This is a genomic window from Parageobacillus sp. NEAU-HV-2, assembly GCF_059115485.1.
Genome location: NZ_JBXUJJ010000014.1, coordinates 1 through 17,085 on the forward strand (window position 1 = coordinate 1; position 17,085 = coordinate 17,085).

The window sequence follows — 17,085 nt, forward strand, 5'->3', positions numbered from 1 at the left end:
GATGGACGCACCGCTGGTGTACCAGTTGTCCCGCCAGGGGCACCGCTGGGTAGCTATGTGCGGAAGGGATAAGCGCTGAAAGCATCTAAGCGTGAAGCCCCCCTCAAGATGAGATTTCCCATCGCGTAAGCGAGTAAGATCCCTCGAAGATGACGAGGTCGATAGGTCCGAGGTGGAAGCGTGGCGACACGTGCAGCTGACGGATACTAATCGATCGAGGACTTAACCACGAAAAGCGCAGGCGACTGGTTAGCCCCGCTGGGCGCTGGAAGACCTGCGAGGAGGCTGTCGCCGCCACAGCAGGTCTGAAGCGACCCAAGGGGCTAGGAGCCGGAGCTAGACATCAGAAAAGCGGAGGACGCCCGCCTATCGGCGAGGTGCGCTGGAGGGCCCGTGAGGAGGCTGTCGCCGCCGCAACGGGACCGAAGCGTCGCGAGCCGATGGCGTCCGGAGCTAGACAGCGCGCAGGCGCCCGGCTTCTTCCCAACAAACGGTTATCTAGTTTTGAAGGAATGAACTCCTTCTTGACAAAATCGATCAGATGAATATAATTATTTATGTCAATTGAACAACTTGCCTAGTGACAATGGCGGAGAGGAAACACCCGTTCCCATCCCGAACACGGAAGTTAAGCTCTCCAGCGCCGATGGTAGTTGGGGCCAGCGCCCCTGCAAGAGTAGGTCGTTGCTAGGCAGGATAAAGAAGCATGTCTTTCTTGTGAAGGGCATGCTTCTTTTTTTACCTCATTTGCTTATGTTTCCTTTCCTTGACCGTATGTAAAAACGATGTTGATGTTTCATTTTTTGCAAAAAAGGATATCCTATAACTAGTCGTTTTTATCGGTAACTCTTGCATTTTTTTATAATACACTATATAGTAGAAGTAAGGTCAAATATAGTCAAAGTCAACTTTGGTTGCTAAGGAGGAGGTAGAGTGCCAAACATTTCCGATATTATCGAGCAATATTTAAAACAAGTATTAAATATGAGCGACAAAGATATTGTCGAGATTAAACGCAGTGAAATTGCTAATAAATTTCAGTGTGTTCCATCACAAATTAATTATGTCATCAATACAAGATTTACGCTCGAGAGAGGATATATTGTCGAGAGCAAACGCGGAGGCGGCGGCTATATTCGCATTATGAAAGTGAAAACGAAAAGCGAGGCGCAATTAATTAATCAATTGTTGGAATTAGTGGGACACCGCATCAGCCAATCCAATGCGGAAGATATTATTGAACGCCTTGTCGAAGAAAAAGTCATCTCTGAGCGAGAAGCAAAAATTATGTTAAGCGTGATGGATCGCTCTGTTTTATATATCGATTTGCCTCAGCGGGATGAGTTACGGGCGCGCATGCTCAAAGCGATGCTAACATCGCTGAAATACAAATAGGGGAGGAGACCGCGTTGATATGTCAAGAGTGTAAACAAAGACCAGCGACGATGCATTTCACGAAAATTATCAACGGCGAAAAAACCGAATTTCATCTTTGTGAACAATGCGCGAAAGAGCATGGCGATATGTTTATGTTTTACGAAAACGATGCTTTTTCTTTAAACAATCTATTAGCTGGATTACTTAATTTCCAGGCACCGATGAAAAAAATGACCGCCAATACGTTCTCAAGCCCGGATATTTTACAATGTGAAACATGTAAAATGACCTACGATCAGTTCACCCAAATCGGGCGTTTTGGCTGCTCCAACTGTTATCAGACATTTGCGCGATATTTGCCCCCAATATTAAAAAGACTTCATAGCGGAAATACGACCCATTCTGGAAAAATACCGAAACGAAAAGGCGGAGTGCTTCATCTGCGCAAACAACTCTCCATCCTAAAACAAAAACTGCAAGAATTTGTAGCAAGAGAAGAATTTGAAAAGGCGGCAGAAGTCCGCGACCAAATTCGTTCTTTGGAATATCAGCTGCGTCAGCATGGAGAGGGGGAAATGTAGCGGTATGTCATTTGAAAAGTTTTTTAATACGGCCGTTAGTTCTTGGATGAGCCAAGAAGGTCCTGATTCCGATATTGTGTTAAGCAGCCGTATCCGTTTGGCACGAAACATCGTTGACTTCCGTTTTCCAACCGTGTTTAGCAACGAAGAAGCACAGCAAATTGTTTCCTTGTTTGAACGAACATTTGCCTATCGTTCTCACCGTTCAGTCGGTCGTTTTGAATTGTTGAAAATGTCGGAGCTTCAACCGATTGAAAAAAGGGTATTAGTAGAAAAACACTTAATTAGCCCACACTTAGCAGAAGATTCGCCATTTGGTGCTTGCTTGCTTTCGGAAAATGAAGAAGTGAGTATTATGATCAACGAAGAAGACCACATTCGCATTCAATGCTTATTTCCAGGGCTGCAATTAACCGAAGCATTAGAAGCAGCGAATGAGCTCGATGATTGGATTGAAGAATATGTGAATTATGCCTTTGATGAAAAACTCGGCTATTTAACAAGCTGCCCGACCAACGTTGGGACAGGGATGCGCGCCTCTGTGATGATGCATCTTCCCGCCCTCGTTTTAACGCAGCAAATCAATCGCATTATTCCAGCTATTAATCAATTAGGATTGGTAGTACGCGGAACATACGGAGAAGGTAGTGAGGCTTTAGGGAATATATTTCAAATATCAAATCAAATTACATTAGGAAAATCAGAAGAAGATATTGTCGAAGATTTACAAAGCGTCGTTCAACAATTAATCACCCAGGAAAGAATGGCAAGGGAGGCATTAGTCAAAACTTTAAACATACAATTAGAAGACAGAGTATTTCGCTCCTATGGAATATTGGCCAACTGCCGGATGATTGAATCGAAAGAAGCGGCGCAATGTTTGTCCGACGTGCGTTTAGGAATTGATTTAGGATATATTAAAAATATTTCACGCAATATTTTAAATGAGCTAATGATTTTGACACAGCCTGGGTTTTTGCAACAATATGCCGGCGGTGTACTAAGACCGGAGGAGAGGGACGTTCGCCGTGCGGCATTAATACGGGAACGTCTGAAAATGGAAGAGAGAAAAAATATGGAGGGTGATGAATAATGATGTTTGGCAGGTTTACAGAACGGGCGCAAAAAGTATTGGCGCTGGCCCAAGAAGAAGCCATCCGTCTTGGCCATAATAATATTGGCACGGAGCATATCTTACTAGGTCTAATTCGCGAAGGAGAAGGAATCGCAGCGAAAGCATTAATGGCGCTCGGCCTTGGACCAGAAAAAATTCAAAAAGAAGTGGAGTCGCTGATTGGCCGCGGACAAGAAGTTTCCCATACGATCCACTATACGCCGCGGGCGAAAAAGGTTATTGAATTATCGATGGATGAAGCAAGAAAATTAGGTCATTCCTATGTAGGTACCGAACATATTTTGCTCGGTCTTATTCGTGAAGGCGAAGGGGTGGCGGCCCGTGTGCTGAACAACTTGGGAGTCAGCCTGAATAAGGCGCGCCAACAAGTATTGCAGCTGCTCGGAAGCAGCGAATCGGTTTCGGGCCATTCGGGAAGCGGCGCTTCTCACGTCAGCACGCCAACATTAGATAGTTTGGCCCGTGATTTAACGGCGATTGCCCGTGAAGGTCGATTGGACCCTGTTATTGGCCGAAGCAAAGAAATTCAGCGCGTAATTGAAGTGTTAAGCCGGCGCACGAAAAATAACCCGGTGTTGATCGGGGAGCCTGGTGTAGGGAAAACGGCGATCGCTGAAGGGCTTGCACAGCAAATTGTCAACAATGAAGTGCCGGAAACGCTCCGCGATAAGCGGGTGATGACGCTGGATATGGGAACGGTCGTAGCCGGTACGAAATATCGCGGTGAGTTTGAAGATCGTTTGAAAAAAGTGATGGATGAAATTCGTCAGGCAGGGAATATCATTCTGTTCATTGACGAGCTTCATACCTTGATTGGCGCCGGCGGGGCAGAAGGCGCGATCGACGCATCGAACATTTTAAAACCGGCGCTTGCCCGTGGCGAACTGCAATGTATCGGTGCGACGACATTGGATGAATACCGCAAATATATCGAAAAGGACGCAGCACTAGAGCGCCGCTTCCAGCCGATTTATGTTGACGAGCCGACGGTGGAAGAATCGATTCAAATTTTACAAGGATTGCGCGACCGTTATGAAGCGCATCACCGCGTTTCTATTTCCGATGAAGCGATCGTTCAGGCAGTCAAATTATCTGACCGCTATATTACGGATCGTTTCCTCCCGGATAAAGCAATTGACTTAATTGATGAAGCTTGCTCGAAAGTCCGTCTTCGTTCCTTTACTGCACCGCCGAAATTAAAAGAACTGGAACAAAAACTGGAAGAAGTCCGGAAAGAAAAAGATGCAGCGGTACAAAGCCAAGAATTTGAAAAGGCGGCTTCCTTGCGCGATATGGAACAGCGACTGCGTGAAGAACTAGAAGAGACAAAACGGGCATGGAAAGAAAAACAAGGCCAAGAAAATTCGGAAGTAACGGTCGAAGACATTGCCATGGTCGTATCGAGCTGGACAGGAATCCCAGTTGCAAAATTGGCGCAAACAGAAACCGAGCGTTTGCTGAAACTAGAGGAAATTTTACATTCGCGTGTTGTTGGGCAAGATGAGGCCGTCAAAGCCGTAGCAAAAGCGGTGCGCCGCGCCCGTGCTGGATTAAAAGATCCGAAACGTCCAATCGGCTCATTTATTTTCCTTGGACCGACAGGGGTTGGAAAAACGGAGCTGGCCAGAGCGCTTGCCGAAGCGATGTTCGGCGACGAAGACGCCCTTATCCGCATCGATATGTCGGAATACATGGAGAAACACTCGACGTCCCGTTTAATCGGATCGCCTCCTGGCTATGTCGGATATGAAGAAGGCGGCCAGCTGACCGAAAAAGTGCGCCGCAAACCGTACTCAGTTGTATTGCTCGATGAAATGGAAAAAGCCCATCCGGATGTATTTAACATTTTGTTGCAAGTGTTAGAAGACGGTCGTTTAACTGATTCGAAAGGAAGAACAGTAGACTTCCGCAATACGATTATCATCATGACGTCGAATGTCGGCGCGAACGCGTTAAAACGGAATAAATACGTCGGCTTTAACGTCCAAGATGAAGAACAGAAGTATAAAGACATGAAAGGAAAAGTGATGGACGAGTTAAAGAAAGCGTTCCGTCCGGAGTTTTTAAACCGAATTGATGAAATTATCGTCTTCCATTCGCTCGAAAAACAACATTTAAAACAAATTGTTAAACTGATGGCAGACACATTGATCAAACGCCTAAAAGAGCAAGATATTGATTTAGAACTGACGGATGCGGCGATTGAAAAAATTGCCTCAGAAGGATATGACCCAGAGTACGGTGCCCGCCCACTGCGCCGCGCTCTACAAAAACATATCGAAGACCGTTTGTCGGAAGAGCTGTTAAAAGGAACGATTGCAAAAGGACGAAAAGTCGTTGTCGATGTTAAAGATGGAGAATTTGTTGTATTATCAGAACAAGCGGTAATGTAATCAAAGTTTTTACGAAAGGTATGCGGCAGCTCCATTGCCCATACCTTTTTGTTTCAATGTAAAAAAAGAGAGGGTTTTTCGATGGGAAAAAAGAAAACGAAATTTGTTTGTCAAGAATGCGGCTATGAATCAGCAAAATGGCTTGGAAGATGTCCGGGATGCAATACTTGGAATTCAATGGTTGAAGAAATCGAGCGAATAAAGCCGGCAACAAGAGGCGTATTTGTCCATTCTGCGCCTGATGCCATGGCTAAACCTGTGCCGATTACTACCGTAACAACCACACAGGAGCCGCGCATGCAAACGAATATGTCGGAATTTAACCGCGTATTAGGCGGAGGAATTGTAAGAGGTTCGCTCGTGTTAATCGGCGGGGATCCTGGTATTGGAAAGTCAACGCTTCTGTTACAAGTTTCTGCGCAGCTTGCCGCGATGCAGCATAAAGTATTGTATATATCAGGCGAAGAATCGATTAAGCAAATGAAGTTACGCGCTGACCGTCTCCATGTTGTCTCCGATCAATTGTATGTGTTAGCAGAGGCAGATTTGGAATATATTGTAGAAGCAATAGAAAATATCCACCCTGCTTGTGTGATCATTGACTCTATTCAAACAGTGTATCGCGCTGATATTACATCTGCTCCAGGAAGTGTGGCGCAAGTGCGCGAATGCACGGCAGAATTAATGAAAATCGCGAAAACGAAAGGAATTGCCATTTTTATCGTCGGGCATGTGACGAAAGAAGGGGCCATTGCCGGACCGCGAATTTTAGAGCATATGGTTGATACCGTTCTTTATTTCGAAGGGGAGCGGCATCATACGTATCGCATTTTGCGGGCGGTAAAAAACCGGTTTGGTTCTACAAATGAAATTGGCATTTTCGAAATGAGGGATGTAGGGCTTGCTGAAGTCGAAAATCCTTCGGAAGTGTTTTTAGAAGAACGCTCCCGCGGTGCAGCGGGTTCAACCGTTGTCGCGGCGATGGAAGGAACTCGTCCTGTATTAGTCGAAATTCAAGCGTTAGTATCTCCAACGAGCTTTGGCAATCCGCGACGGATGGCGACCGGTATTGACCATAACCGTGTTTCTTTATTGATGGCGGTGTTAGAGAAGCGGGTTGGTATGCTTTTGCAAAACCAAGATGCCTATTTGAAAGTAGCAGGAGGAGTCAAATTGGATGAACCGGCGATTGATTTGGCGATCGCCGTCAGCATTGCCTCCAGCTTCCGCGACCAGCCGACGAATCCGTCCGATGTGATTATCGGCGAGGTCGGTTTGACCGGGGAAGTGCGCCGCGTTTCCCGCATTGAACAGCGCGTACAAGAGGCTGTGAAATTAGGCTTTTCTCGTATTATTATTCCAAAAAATAATTTAATGGGCTGGAATCCTCCTAAGCATATAACGGTTATTGGTGTATCCCACGTTTCGGAGGCGCTCGAATATACGTTGCAGTAAAATCGTTACGAGCCTATGTCAAATGTTTAAAAAAACATTAAAAACTATGCTATCATTGGTTTCAAACATTGGAAACTGTTTATAATGTTAATAGGGAGGTGAAGATCAACACATGGTAAAACGGATCGTGCAACTATTTTTTCTTGTTGTCGGAGGAACATTAGGTGCAGTTTTTTTGCCTGATTTATTGCGGCTTATGCACATAAGCGATGTCCCGCTGTTAAATAATTCCTATACATTGGCAATATTAGGGGCAATTATTTTCTTTATGTTGACTTTTTGGCTAGTCGATTATGTGGTTGATATGATTCGTTGGGTGGAAGAATCGCTCGTTAAAGTACCTGTTGCCGATTTGTTGTTTGGCAGTTTAGGGCTTATTTTTGGTCTTATTATCGCATTTTTAGTTGTCATGCCGCTGCAATCGTTTCACATTCAAGTCGTCAATACGGTTCTGCCAATCTTTTTGACGATTTTACTTGGCTATTTAGGGTTTCGCGTTGGTTTTAACAAACGGCATGAATTAATGAATTTATTTTCGCTTTCTAACCGAATGGCAAAGAAAAAAAGCGGAGAAGGAGAAGCAGAGCCGCCAAAGGGTGGTTCAGTGAAAATTTTAGATACGAGCGTTATTATTGACGGTCGGATTGCGGACATTTGCCAAACTGGTTTTTTAGAAGGACCGATTGTCATTCCGCGCTTTGTGCTAGAAGAATTGCAACATATTGCCGATTCTTCCGATGTGCTGAAACGCAACCGCGGCCGCCGCGGGCTGGACATTTTAAACCGCATCCAAAAAGAATTAGATATAAAAGTAGAAATTTATGAAGGCGATTTTGATGATATTCAGGAAGTCGACAGCAAGCTGGTAAAGTTAGCGAAATTGATATCAGGGATTGTCGTTACGAACGATTTTAATTTAAATAAAGTATGTGAGCTGCAAAATGTGCGTGTTCTTAATATTAACGATTTAGCCAATGCGGTGAAACCGGTCGTTCTACCTGGGGAAGAATTAAACGTCCATGTAATCAAAGATGGCAAAGAGCATAATCAAGGAGTAGCGTATTTAGATGATGGCACAATGATCGTTGTCGAGGATGGAAAAGAGTACATTGGCAAACGGGTTGACGTATTGGTGACGAGCGTGTTACAAACATCTGCAGGGAGAATGATTTTTGCCAAGTTAAAGCTGTTGCAAAAAGCGCTATAAACAATGAATAGGGGAAACGGCAATGAAGTATGAGGTAGTTATTCCAGCAGCTGGGCAAGGAAAGCGAATGAGAGCGGGAGTGAATAAACAGTTCATTGAGCTTCGTCATGAACCGTTGATCGTGCGCACATTGAAAGTGTTTGACAGCGATGAATGGTGCGACGGCATCATTGTGGTGATTAACGAAGCGGAAAGATCTCAATTTGAACAATTATTTTCCCGCTTTCATCTCAACAAAATCATCGCACTGGTCAACGGTGGCCAAGAGCGGCAACATAGCGTGTACAATGGACTAAAAGCGCTCAAAAACAGCAATATTGTCCTGATTCACGACGGCGCCCGTCCATTCGTTACCGTGGAGCACATTCATGAATTAGTAACAGCGGCAAACGAGTACGGCGCAGCGGTTCCAGCGGTTCGCGTCAAAGATACGATTAAGAAAGTCCACGGACAGTTTGTGAAAGAGACGATGGAACGTTCTAGCTTGTGGGCTGTACAAACTCCACAAGCTTTTCATGTTTCTCTCATTTTACAGGCACATGAGCAAGCAAAAAAGGAAGGTTATATCGGCACGGATGATGCCAGCCTTGTCGAGCGAATCGGCGGAAAAGTAAAGATTGTGGAAGGCGATTACCGCAATATTAAATTAACGACACCGGATGATCTATTGTTTGCGGAAGCGATTTTATCGAGCCGCACCAGTTTGTAATGGGAGGGGGAACAACATGTTTCGCATTGGTCAAGGATTTGATGTGCATCAGCTTGTTAATGGGCGTCCTTTAATTATCGGTGGCGTTCGCATTCCATACGAAAAAGGGCTGCTTGGCCATTCCGACGCCGATGTATTGCTGCATGCGGTTGCGGACGCTTGTCTAGGAGCGATCGGTGCCGGCGACATCGGAAAGCATTTCCCGGATACGGACAACCGCTATAAAGACGCGGATTCCGCTTTATTATTAAAACATGTATGGGAGCTAGTCAAACAGCAAGGATACGTGCTTGTGAACGTCGATTGCACGATTATTGCGCAAAAGCCGAAAATGGCGCCATATATTCAACAAATGAAAGAGAAAATTGCCGAATTATTAGAAGGAGAGCCGTCACAAGTCAATGTAAAAGCAACAACGACGGAAAAGTTGGGCTTTACCGGACGGGAAGAAGGAATTGCCGCGCAGGCGGTCGTATTATTGCAAAAGCGGTAAGTTTCTGTTATTGACTGTATAGCGGAAAACAATCATTTTGAACTTTGCCGCGATAGAATGTACAATAGTGATACAAGCTTGATTATATTGGAGGTTATCGACGATGGCACAAGAAGTACGAGTGCGCTATGCACCAAGTCCAACCGGCCATTTACATATTGGCGGGGCGCGGACAGCATTGTTTAACTATTTATTTGCCCGTCATCATAACGGAAAATTTATTGTACGCATTGAGGATACAGATATTGAACGCAACGTAGAAGGCGGCGAACAATCGCAGCTGGAAAATTTAAAATGGCTCGGTATTGATTATGATGAATCCGTCGATAAAGACGGGGGATATGGTCCGTATCGCCAAACAGAACGTCTTGATATATACCGTAAATATATCGATGAACTTTTAGAAAAAGGACATGCTTATAAATGTTTCTGTACGCCGGAAGAGCTCGAAAAAGAGCGGGAAGCGCAAAGAGCAGCAGGCATCGCCGCGCCGCAATACAGCGGGAAATGCCGCCATTTAACGAAAGAACAAGTCGCCCAGTTGGAAGCGGAAGGAAAGCCGTATACGATCCGCATCAAAGTTCCTGAAGGAAAGACATACGAATTTGAAGATATGGTGCGCGGAAAAGTGACGTTTGAATCGAAAGATATCGGCGACTGGGTCATTATGAAAGCGAACGGCATCCCGACATACAATTTCGCCGTTGTCATCGATGATCATTTAATGAAAATCACGCATGTGTTCCGCGGTGAGGAGCACTTATCGAACACGCCGAAACAATTGATGGTATACGACTATTTCGGTTGGGAGCCGCCGCAATTTGCCCATCTAACCTTGATTGTAAATGAGCAGCGCAAAAAGCTTTCGAAACGCGATGAGTCGATTATTCAATTTGTTTCGCAGTATAAAGAGCTTGGCTATCTGCCGGAAGCGATGTTTAACTTTTTTGCCCTGTTAGGCTGGTCGCCGGAAGGAGAAGAAGAAATTTTCTCGAAAGAAGAACTTATCCGTATTTTTGATGTTTCCCGGTTGTCCAAATCACCGTCGATGTTCGATACGAAAAAGCTAACATGGATGAATAACCAATATATTAAAAATCTAGATTTAGACCGACTGGTGGAAATTTCTTTGCCGCATTTAATTAAAGCAGGACGCCTGCCGGAGCAAATGAGTGAAGAACAGCGGCAATGGGCACGCGATTTAATTGCCCTATATCAGGAGCAAATGAGTTATGGGGCGGAAATTGTAGAGCTATCGGAGCTGTTCTTTAAAGAAGAGATTGAGTATAATGAAGAGGCGAAACAGGTGTTGGCGGAAGAGCAAGTTCCGGATGTATTAAAAGCATTTTTAGAAGAAGTGAAGCAGCTTGAGCCATTTACGGCAGATAATATTAAAGCGGCGATTAAATCGGTGCAAAAGGCGACAGGACAAAAAGGGAAAAAATTGTTTATGCCAATCCGCGTCGCTGTAACCGGGCAAACCCACGGACCGGAATTGCCATTTGCGCTCCAATTACTAGGAAAAGAAAAAGTAATCAACCGATTAGAAAAAGTCATTGATTAACCATTTTTGTACGCTTTTCATATAGTAGGTAAAAATGAAAATATGGAAAAAGCGTTGACGAGGAGAAGTAGGAAACATTGGCATCCCAGAGAGAATCACCTTGGCTGGAAGTGATTCATGACCGATGTTCTCCGAAATGCCCCTCGGAGCCTCCTTTCGAACCGGAACAGAGACGTTCTGTAGTAGATGGGAGCGGAGTTTCTCCGTTATCAGACTAGAGCGAGCTAAACGAATCGTTTAGCTAAACAGAGTGGAACCGCGCCTAGAAGCGTCTCTGTGTCTTTGGCACAGAGGCGCTTTTTTCAATAGAAAACAAAACTGTTATCGATATAATACATTTTGATCATGGAGGAGGGAGGACTATATGTTTAAAACACTGAAGGAAGATATTGAAGTGATTTTTGAGCAAGACCCGGCGGCAAGAAGCTATTTAGAGGTGATTTTAACATACTCCGGTTTGCATGCGATTTGGGCGCACCGCATTGCCCATGCGTTATACAAACGAAAATTTTATTTTCTCGCTCGCTTGATTTCGCAAATCAGCCGCTTTTTTACCGGTATTGAAATTCACCCGGGAGCGAAAATCGGGCGCCGTTTTTTCATCGACCATGGTATGGGAGTGGTCATTGGCGAAACGTGCGAAATTGGCGATAATGTAACTGTATACCAAGGCGTGACATTAGGGGGAACTGGGAAAGAGAAAGGGAAGCGCCATCCGACGATCAAAGATAACTGCTTAATTGCGGCAGGAGCAAAAGTGCTTGGCTCGATTACGATCGGGGAAAACTCGAAAATTGGCGCCGGTTCGGTCGTCTTAAAAGACGTTCCGCCAAACTCGACCGTTGTCGGGATTCCGGGACGGGTGGTTGTCCGTGACGGGGTGAGAGTGAAAAAAGACTTAAACCATACCGATTTGCCAGATCCAGTAGCTGATCGCATTAAAGAGCTGGAAGCGGAAATCGCCAAATTGCGTAGCGAAATGGAGAGCTTAAAACAGGAAAGGAAGAGCGAACATGAGCAGCATTCGGCTTTATAATACGTTAACAAGAAAAAAAGAAACGTTTGAGCCGCTCGAACCGAATAAGGTGAAAATGTACGTATGCGGTCCGACGGTATATAACTATATTCATATCGGCAACGCCCGCGCTGCGATCGTATTTGATACGATTCGCCGCTACCTAGAGTTCCGCGGCTATGAAGTGACATACGTATCCAATTTTACCGATGTCGATGACAAATTAATTAAAGCAGCGCGGGAGCTAGGGGAAGATGTACCGACGATTGCCGAGCGGTTTATTCAAGCGTATTTTGAAGATATTACCGCTCTTGGCTGCAAAAAAGCGAACGTGCATCCGCGCGTCACCGAAAATATTGATATCATTATTGCGTTTATTCAAGCGTTAATCGATAAAGGGTATGCGTATGAAGTCGACGGCGATGTGTATTACCGTACGAGAAAATTTGCGGAGTACGGCAAACTCTCTCACCAGTCTATTGACGAGCTAAGAGCGGGAGCGCGCATCGAAATCGGGGAAAAGAAAGACGATCCGCTTGACTTTGCGTTATGGAAAGCAGCAAAAGAAGGGGAAATTTGCTGGGACAGCCCATGGGGAAAAGGCCGCCCTGGATGGCATATCGAATGCTCGGCCATGGCACGCAAATATTTAGGAGATACGATTGATATTCATGCGGGCGGCCAGGATTTGACATTCCCTCATCATGAAAATGAGATCGCCCAATCGGAAGCGTTGACGGGAAAACCGTTTGCGAAATATTGGCTGCATAACGGATATTTAAATATTAACAATGAAAAAATGTCAAAGTCGCTTGGCAACTTCGTGCTCGTTCATGATATTATCCGGCAAATTGATCCGCAAGTGTTGCGGTTCTTTATGCTTTCGGTTCATTACCGCCATCCGATCAACTATAGCGACGAGCTGTTAGAAAGCGCGAAAAAAGGATTAGAACGGTTAAAAACGTCCTATTTTAACTTAAAACATCGCTTGCAAAGCAGCACCAACTTAACCGATGATGACGAGCAATGGCTCGATCGGATTCAAAAGCAGCATGAGGCGTTTATCCGCGAAATGGACGACGATTTTAATACAGCTAATGGAATCGCCGTGTTGTTTGAGTTGGCGAAACAAGCGAATTTATATTTGCATGAGAAAAACACATCGGAACGCGTTATTCATGCGTTTTTACGTGAATTTGAACAGTTGCTTGATGTACTTGGCATTACGCTGCAAGAGGAAGAATTATTAGATGAGGAAATTGAAGCGCTCATCGAAAAACGGAATGAAGCGAGAAAAAATCGCAATTTCGCCTTAGCTGATCAAATTCGTGATCAATTAAAAGCGAAAAACATCATTTTAGAAGATACGCCGCAAGGAACAAGATGGAAAAGAGGATAAGAAGGGATGAGCTTGCTACAGCCGATCAAAGATGTCAAACAGCTAAACGGATTAGCGCTTGCTTACATCGGTGATGCCGTCTACGAAGTATACGTACGGCATCACCTTCTTGCCAATGGCAGCGTGAAACCGCACCAGCTTCATCGCCAAGCAATTCAATACGTATCTGCCAAAGCGCAGGCTAAAGTGTTGCTAGCTTTATTGGAAAAGGAATTATTAACGGAAGAAGAACAAGCCGTCGTCCGCCGCGGGAGAAACGCCAAATCCGGCACGATTCCGAAAAATACGGACGTGCAGACATACCGGTATAGCACGGCGTTTGAAGCATTGATTGGCTATCACTTTTTAGGGAAAAATGAAAAGCGGGTGGAAGAGCTAATTCGTTGTTCATTTGCGATTATTGAAAGTAAGGAAAGGACGTTGTAACGATGGATTTTATTATTGGGAGAAACCCGGTGATGGAGGCGTTGAAGTCGCAGCGGGAAATCAATAAAATTTGGATCGCGGAAGGGGTGCAGCGCCACTCCGTGCAGCCGATTATTCAGCTCGCCAAACAAAACGGCGTACTTGTGCAATACGTTCCGAAAAAAAAGCTCGATCAAATGGTAGAAGGGACACACCAAGGAGTGGTGGCTCAAGTTGCAGCATACCGTTACTACGAAGTCGATGATTTATTCGCCCGGGCATCGGAAAAAGGAGAACCACCGTTTTTTCTTATTCTTGATGAACTAGAGGATCCGCATAATTTAGGATCTATTATGCGAACGGCCGATGCTGTAGGGGCGCATGGCATCATTATTCCGAAACGGCGTTCTGTCGGCTTGACGGCGACGGTAGCGAAAGCTTCCACAGGAGCGATCGAGCATATTCCCGTTGCGAGAGTGACAAATCTAGCGAGAACGATCGACGAATTAAAAGAGCGTGGGGTATGGATTGTCGGGACTGATGCGAAAGCAAAAGACGACTACCGCTCCTTTGACGGAACAATGCCATTGGCTCTCGTAATTGGTAGTGAAGGAAAAGGAATCAGCAGACTTGTTTTAGAAAAATGTGATTTTCTCCTTCGTCTGCCGATGAGAGGACATGTGACATCATTGAATGCCTCCGTCGCTGCAAGTCTTCTCATGTACGAGGTGTATCGCAAGCGATATCCTTTAGGAGAATAAATGATGAATATTTTAATCGTCGATGGCTATAACATGATCGGTGCCTGGCCGGAACTCCGCAAACTAAAAGAAGAAAATGACCTTGCCGCGGCAAGGGATTTGCTGATTGACAAAATGGCGGAGTATCAAGGATTTACGGGAGACCGAGTAATCATTGTTTTTGACGCACACCTCGTACAAGGGAATGAGAAAAAATATAAAAACCATCAAGTCGAAGTAATATTTACAAAAGAACATGAAACAGCGGATGAACGCATTGAACGGTTGGCCAAAAGCTTAATCAATGTACGAACAAAGGTGTATGTTGCTACATCGGATTATACGGAGCAATGGACGATTTTTAGTCAAGGAGCGTTGCGCAAGTCCGCCCGTGAGCTTTTAGCAGAAATGGAGACGATCGAAAAAGATATTTCCAAAAAACTGCAAGACATACAACAAAAGACCCCAATGTCCAAAGTCCCGTTAACCGAAGAAGTTGCTAAAATTTTCGAAAAATGGAGAAGAGGGCAAAAATGAGTGGTTGACGCTGTAAAAATTTGTACTGTATAATAAATTCTAGCGATTTATGCGGTCGGGGGGATCAGCGTGGGCCATTGCTTCAAGGAAAAAATGTATAATGATTACAAAAATATGGAAGATGAGCGGCTAGTAGAGTTAGTACATCAAGGGGATGGGGATGCGTTAGATTTTTTAATTCATAAATACCAAAATTTTGTACGTGCCAAAGCCCGCTCTTACTTTTTAGTCGGCGCCGATCGGGAAGATATTGTTCAGGAAGGGATGATCGGTCTATACAAGGCGGTTCGCGACTTTAAAGGGGACAAGCTCTCCTCCTTTAAGGCGTTTGCAGAACTTTGTATCACAAGGCAGATGATTACGGCCATTAAAACGGCAACAAGGCAAAAACATATTCCGCTGAATTCATACGTTTCCTTGGATAAGCCTATCTATGATGATGAATCAGACCGCACGTTGATGGATGTCATTTCCGGCACAAAAGCGACGGATCCGGAAGAGCTTATTGTCAATCGCGAAAAAGTAGACGATATTGAGGTCAAAATGGCGGAACTTCTTAGCGATTTAGAGAGAAAAGTGCTTGCTTTGTATTTGGATGGACGTTCGTACCAAGAAATTTCTGAAGAATTGAACCGCCATGTCAAATCGATTGATAACGCTCTTCAGCGTGTTAAAAGAAAGCTGGAAAAATATTTAGAGTACCGCGAAATCAGCCTTTAAGATTTCTAGCATAGAGACACAAATCTGACGTTGACAGTGAAAATGAGGGTGTGGTAAATTTTTATGGACATCTTTATAGAACGGTGGGACATTCATGCGGAAAAAAGTGATTTTGGCTTGTAGTAAATGCGGCAGTCGAAATTATGTGACGATGAAAAAAATAGACCATGTAACAGAGCGCTTTGAAACGAATAAATTTTGTAAAATTTGCAACATGCATACACCCCACCGTGAGACGAAATAGTGCTATGTGGGCAGCTTTCTTTGTTGGAGGTTACTAATCATGCAGCGAATCATCAACTTTTTCAAAGAAGTAGTACGAGAAATGAAAAAAGTAAGTTGGCCAAATCGGAAGGAATTAGTTAATTATACAGCTATCGTATTAGCTACCGTTGCGTTTTTTACGGTATTTTTTGCCGTTATTGATTTAGGTATTTCCGAATTAATTCGTGTTGTTTTTGAATAAGTCTGCTGCCGATATGATATAATGAAAGATAATAATGTGAACGTCTGGCCCGGTAACGGGTTTTTGTTTTGCTTAAAAAAGGAAATGAAACCGATTTGGGGAGGGAAAGGACAGTTAAGTCCTAATCGATGGAAAAAAATTGGTATGTGATTCATACGTATTCTGGTTATGAAAATAAAGTGAAGGCCAACTTAGAAAAACGCGTCGAATCCATGGGGATGCAGGATAAAATTTTTCGCGTTGTCGTTCCCGAAGAAACAGAAACAGATGTGAAAAATGGCAAAAGAAAGACGACGAAAAAGAAAGTATTTCCAGGCTATGTGCTAGTGGAAATGGTGATGACCGATGATTCCTGGTATGTGGTGCGCAATACCCCTGGGGTAACGGGATTTGTCGGTTCAAGCGGGGCTGGCTCTAAACCAACGCCATTGATGGAAGAAGAAGTAAAAATGATTTTAAAACGGATGGGCATGCCATTGACAGACATCGAAATAGATTATGAACTAAATGAAACGGTAAGGGTAAAAGAAGGTCCTTTTACCAACTTTACTGGCAAAATAGAAGCGATCGATGTGGATAAGCGAAAAGTGAAAGTGCTTGTCAATATGTTCGGCCGCGAAACACCGGTGGAGTTGGAATTTTCACAGATTGAAAAAATATGATGGAAAATAACTTGCAATCAAAATCGAAAAGTGATAATATTTTAAAGTCAGTATGTCTCATAAACCGAGGCATATGCTAGAGCCTGCCGATTTCGATCGTGCAGGAGTTCAGAAGCAATGAACTTATACAAAAGTATAAGGGAGCGTTGCGGATTTTTAACACGCAGATCCTCTCAACCGAAACGGGAGATATGGAAAAAGGCTATTATGCCTTATGAGTGGGAGGG

General features: G+C 44.3%; 18 protein-coding genes, 2 rRNA genes and 1 other annotated feature. All 20 genes read left to right on the forward strand.

Translation table 11 applies throughout. The features are described 5' to 3' along the window. A 23S ribosomal RNA gene (locus tag AC1WMD_RS16455) occupies positions 1–230 on the forward strand; the annotation flags it as partial. 346 nt (positions 231–576) lie between these two features. Next, positions 577–693, forward strand: a 5S ribosomal RNA gene (gene rrf, locus AC1WMD_RS16460). A 240-nt stretch (positions 694–933) separates the two neighbouring features. Further along, complete coding sequence (locus AC1WMD_RS16465) at positions 934–1,395, forward strand: CtsR family transcriptional regulator (protein WP_043903292.1); 462 nt, start codon at positions 934–936, stop codon at positions 1,393–1,395. Between the two features lie 14 nt (positions 1,396–1,409). Further along, entirely contained in the window at positions 1,410–1,958 is a 549-nt protein-coding gene (mcsA, locus tag AC1WMD_RS16470; RefSeq protein WP_043903293.1) for a protein-arginine kinase activator protein McsA, read from the forward strand. A 4-nt stretch (positions 1,959–1,962) separates the two neighbouring features. Then, entirely contained in the window at positions 1,963–3,051 is a 1,089-nt protein-coding gene (mcsB, locus tag AC1WMD_RS16475; RefSeq protein ID WP_043903294.1) for a protein-arginine kinase McsB, read from the forward strand. Next, complete coding sequence (gene clpC / locus AC1WMD_RS16480; protein ID WP_043903295.1) at positions 3,051–5,486, forward strand: ATP-dependent protease ATP-binding subunit ClpC; 2,436 nt, start codon at positions 3,051–3,053, stop codon at positions 5,484–5,486. Before mcsB ends, clpC begins: the two co-directional genes overlap by 1 nt. A gap of 81 nt (positions 5,487–5,567) precedes the next feature. Beyond that, positions 5,568–6,941, forward strand: coding sequence for a DNA repair protein RadA (radA, locus tag AC1WMD_RS16485; protein WP_494258039.1), 1,374 nt, complete (start codon positions 5,568–5,570; stop codon positions 6,939–6,941). 112 nt (positions 6,942–7,053) lie between these two features. Then, positions 7,054–8,148 carry a PIN/TRAM domain-containing protein gene (locus tag AC1WMD_RS16490; protein ID WP_043903297.1) on the forward strand — a complete coding sequence of 365 codons (1,095 nt, stop codon included), beginning with the start codon at positions 7,054–7,056 and terminating at the stop codon, positions 8,146–8,148. 22 nt (positions 8,149–8,170) lie between these two features. Continuing rightward, entirely contained in the window at positions 8,171–8,857 is a 687-nt protein-coding gene (gene ispD, locus AC1WMD_RS16495; RefSeq protein ID WP_494258040.1) for a 2-C-methyl-D-erythritol 4-phosphate cytidylyltransferase, read from the forward strand. A gap of 16 nt (positions 8,858–8,873) precedes the next feature. Further along, complete coding sequence (gene ispF, locus AC1WMD_RS16500) at positions 8,874–9,350, forward strand: 2-C-methyl-D-erythritol 2,4-cyclodiphosphate synthase (RefSeq protein WP_043903299.1); 477 nt, start codon at positions 8,874–8,876, stop codon at positions 9,348–9,350. A gap of 103 nt (positions 9,351–9,453) precedes the next feature. Then, positions 9,454–10,914, forward strand: a complete 1,461-nt coding sequence (gene gltX / locus AC1WMD_RS16505; RefSeq protein ID WP_043903300.1) for a glutamate--tRNA ligase — start codon at positions 9,454–9,456, stop codon at positions 10,912–10,914. Positions 10,915–10,959: 45 nt separating this feature from the next. Further along, positions 10,960–11,193: a binding site (T-box leader), on the forward strand. Positions 11,194–11,278: 85 nt separating this feature from the next. Further along, positions 11,279–11,950, forward strand: coding sequence for a serine O-acetyltransferase (gene cysE / locus AC1WMD_RS16510; RefSeq protein WP_043903301.1), 672 nt, complete (start codon positions 11,279–11,281; stop codon positions 11,948–11,950). Continuing rightward, positions 11,928–13,328 carry a cysteine--tRNA ligase gene (gene cysS, locus AC1WMD_RS16515; protein WP_043903302.1) on the forward strand — a complete coding sequence of 467 codons (1,401 nt, stop codon included), beginning with the start codon at positions 11,928–11,930 and terminating at the stop codon, positions 13,326–13,328. The genes cysE and cysS overlap by 23 nt, the downstream gene beginning before the upstream one ends. Positions 13,329–13,334: 6 nt before the next feature. After that, positions 13,335–13,754, forward strand: coding sequence for a Mini-ribonuclease 3 (locus AC1WMD_RS16520; RefSeq protein WP_043903303.1), 420 nt, complete (start codon positions 13,335–13,337; stop codon positions 13,752–13,754). A gap of 2 nt (positions 13,755–13,756) precedes the next feature. Continuing rightward, entirely contained in the window at positions 13,757–14,494 is a 738-nt protein-coding gene (gene rlmB, locus AC1WMD_RS16525) for a 23S rRNA (guanosine(2251)-2'-O)-methyltransferase RlmB (RefSeq protein ID WP_043903304.1), read from the forward strand. 3 nt (positions 14,495–14,497) lie between these two features. Continuing rightward, a complete protein-coding gene (locus AC1WMD_RS16530) occupies positions 14,498–15,010 on the forward strand; it encodes an NYN domain-containing protein (RefSeq protein ID WP_043903305.1) in 513 nt (170 codons plus the stop codon). A 93-nt stretch (positions 15,011–15,103) separates the two neighbouring features. After that, a complete protein-coding gene (gene sigH, locus AC1WMD_RS16535) occupies positions 15,104–15,730 on the forward strand; it encodes an RNA polymerase sporulation sigma factor SigH (protein ID WP_043906457.1) in 627 nt (208 codons plus the stop codon). A 94-nt stretch (positions 15,731–15,824) separates the two neighbouring features. Further along, a complete protein-coding gene (gene rpmG / locus AC1WMD_RS16540; RefSeq protein WP_494258041.1) occupies positions 15,825–15,974 on the forward strand; it encodes a 50S ribosomal protein L33 in 150 nt (49 codons plus the stop codon). 39 nt (positions 15,975–16,013) lie between these two features. After that, the gene (gene secE / locus AC1WMD_RS16545) at positions 16,014–16,196 is read left to right on the forward strand and encodes a preprotein translocase subunit SecE (RefSeq protein ID WP_043903306.1); all 183 of its coding nucleotides are present in this window, start codon (positions 16,014–16,016) and stop codon (positions 16,194–16,196) included. 128 nt (positions 16,197–16,324) lie between these two features. Further along, positions 16,325–16,858, forward strand: coding sequence for a transcription termination/antitermination protein NusG (nusG, locus tag AC1WMD_RS16550; RefSeq protein WP_043903307.1), 534 nt, complete (start codon positions 16,325–16,327; stop codon positions 16,856–16,858). Positions 16,859–17,085: the final 227 nt, after the last annotated feature.